3 protein-coding genes and 1 pseudogene are annotated in these 2,529 nt (G+C 40.1%); all 4 read right to left on the bottom strand.

The genetic code is table 11. The features are described from left to right. Window positions 1-281 (bottom strand): annotated as a pseudogene (locus LC574_RS35255) (hypothetical protein); the annotation flags it as partial. A gap of 30 nt (window positions 282-311) precedes the next feature. Continuing rightward, window positions 312-647 (bottom strand): hypothetical protein, encoded by a 336-nt coding sequence (locus tag LC574_RS35250; RefSeq protein WP_229458271.1) that lies wholly within the window; start codon window positions 645-647, stop codon window positions 312-314. 99 nt (window positions 648-746) lie between these two features. After that, window positions 747-1,211 carry a hypothetical protein gene (locus LC574_RS35245; RefSeq protein WP_229458270.1) on the bottom strand — a complete coding sequence of 155 codons (465 nt, stop codon included), beginning with the start codon at window positions 1,209-1,211 and terminating at the stop codon, window positions 747-749. 525 nt (window positions 1,212-1,736) lie between these two features. After that, window positions 1,737-2,529 (bottom strand): DNA adenine methylase (locus LC574_RS35240; protein WP_229458268.1); only part of this gene is annotated, 793 nt, incomplete at its 5' end.

The raw sequence follows: 2,529 nt of genomic DNA, 5'->3' as shown, positions 1-2,529 counted from the left end.
GTCATATACTCATTCTGTGCAGGATCAACGTCAAGTCTTTGTCCAGAGAAAATAGCCAAGCTATCTTGGCTGAGATCGCGGCAGGCTAGTAAAATCGGTACAATAATAAATTCGCTCCGAGCCTTTTCACTAATCAGAGCTAATTGGGTTCGCTTTCCTAAAGTTTCATTTAACCACGAAGGAATAGAAAGAGGTACAAGCCTGGGAAACAAATCTGCTTCTTGGGTGGTGATTCCCAAAACAGCCGCAGCTTTTTCTAGAGTAAAATCGCTGTACGCCATAGTTTTGCACAGAATGAGTATATGACGTTTTTAACAAAAGGAAATTACTTCTATTTTACCCACGTGCAAGTTAACAAGTTCTTCAGGAGGAATACTCTGAGCAAATTGCTCGAACTCGTTGAAGAGATTTAGCAGGGAGTTATCAGCTTCAAGAGGAGGAGCAATTACTTGAGTGCTATCCGCTTCCTGAATACTATCTTGATTAGAACCTTGAAAGCTAGGTTGCGCCTTTACAAACCGCAAAAGGTACAAAATTGCTTCAATCAGTTCCTCTGGTGCTTGCTCAATTTCCCGAAGAAGTTGCTCTTCCCCGTTACAAAACTGTACTTCCGACTTCTTTAATGTATTATAGCGTTTCCTAATCACATGAGGTACATCATAGCCCCCTCCTCGCTTGCGGGGAGGGGGTTGGGGGTGGGGTTAGAGTACCTCACTCAACCGAGAACCGCTATATCAGACTATTTATTACCGATGTTGGTTAATAGGCTTTGTCTGACTTGTTAACCAATAACCTGCTAGTGCGATCGCAATTGCGATCGCACCAATAGCAACATTCGGATAGATTGTAATTGGGCCTAACTCTGGCTCAGGAGTATTGCCAAGAACCGGATCATTAAGAAATCCGTAGGAAGTTCCAGGCCAGAATCCAGAAGCGATTAGTCCAATCCAGAACGCAGAGCCGAGAAATGCAGCAAGACCCATCGAAAAGCGATCGCTCACCGGACGAACCTTTAAAATTGCTAATGCGGCGCTTCCCAAGGAGACAGCAGCAAAAAACGACATGGCGCAATGTAACTTTGCGTGAGGTAGCCACGCCGGATTATTCATATGACCTTTTGCCAGCAAGACTGCATCTACACCGATGGGAATAATAATTGTTGAAAGTGCAGCAGTTCCAAGCAGCCATTTAGCGAGTTGTTCCCGATGCATATTAATTTCCTCTTGTTTACATTATTAAAGCACAGTTTCATGAACTTTTCAATTATACAAACACAGCGATCGCGATGTTTACGAAAGGCTATTGAACCACAAAGTAACATAAAGCTTTCAGACTCTAGTTCTGGCTCTCCGTCAACTTCAAAAGGAACGCGGTGATCTATTTGCAATTCGTGCTTATCAACTTCTTCCAAGTAGATGAAGCACTTACAGCCATATTTCTTGATCAATTCATTTTTTAACTGTTTGGAAAAGCCTGTTCTACCGGATAGCCTGGAAAATCTAGCCTTACTTGTATCTCCAAATCTATAAGCAGCTATTCTCCTCCCATCAGTTCCTGTAACGCGAAATGTTTCTAGAGGAATTCCATGTTCTCGAACGTCTCTAGCTGCTCTAGGAGGATGATTGTAGCCGTACCTTTGTTTCAATTCTTCTGTTGTTACAAAACCATACTGCAAGATATGATCAATAACAGCTTTTGGCCTTTTAGCGGTTACTGACTGACAAAATTGGATGAAATCATCGGGTAAGAGAGGGTACTGTTGAGAACTGTCCATGTCGTTCTAGAAGAGTAATCTGTTTATGTGCTTTGCTAATATAGCTCTCCAAATCTAAATTGCGATCGCCTGATAAACTTGATGATAAATACAAAGACTCTACTGTAACTTCTTGTCTACCTAATAATGTTGCTTGAGACGAGCGTCCAACTTCAAGTTCTATTTTTTTTAGTCCTAATTCTTCAGGTAATTCCTTCCCGAAGGTTTTATTTCCTCGTTTGCCATCATAACTAACTGCGAACGCTATTTCCTTTTTATTCAACTCTCTGAGAGCTAGAACAAAATCATCAAAATTAATTCCAGAATAATATCTTGAATCTCGATTACCGCATACACCTTGATATGGTGGGTCTATATAAACAAAATCACTATTTCTAACTTCAGCCAGAACATCTTTATAATCTAAGTATGTAAATATACACTTTCCCTTAAGAAGCCTAGAAACTCCTTCTATATTTTTCCTCATCTTCTCAGGTTGAGTTCCCTTTCGCCTTTTATCAGGGCTTTGATTAAAGAATCCTTCAGAGTTATACCGTACAGCGCCTTTTACACATCGAGCTAATAAGTATAGAAAAAGCTTTGGATTATTAGTTTTATTGAATCTTTCTCTGGTTTGATAAAAGTGTTCTACAGAATCATTATGCTGCTCATTCCATATATCGGCATAAGCATTTGCTATTTCATCTGGTTCCTCTACAATTAACTCCAGTAGATCAACCATAGGTTTATTTAGATCGTTAATCCAAAATTTTTCT

It is taken from the genome of Nostoc sp. CHAB 5715, assembly GCF_020829685.1.
Taxonomy (GTDB): Bacteria; Cyanobacteriota; Cyanobacteriia; order Cyanobacteriales; family Nostocaceae; genus Nostoc.
The sequence above is the reverse complement of the archived record's forward strand: the minus strand, read 5'-3'. Positions and strand labels throughout refer to the sequence as shown.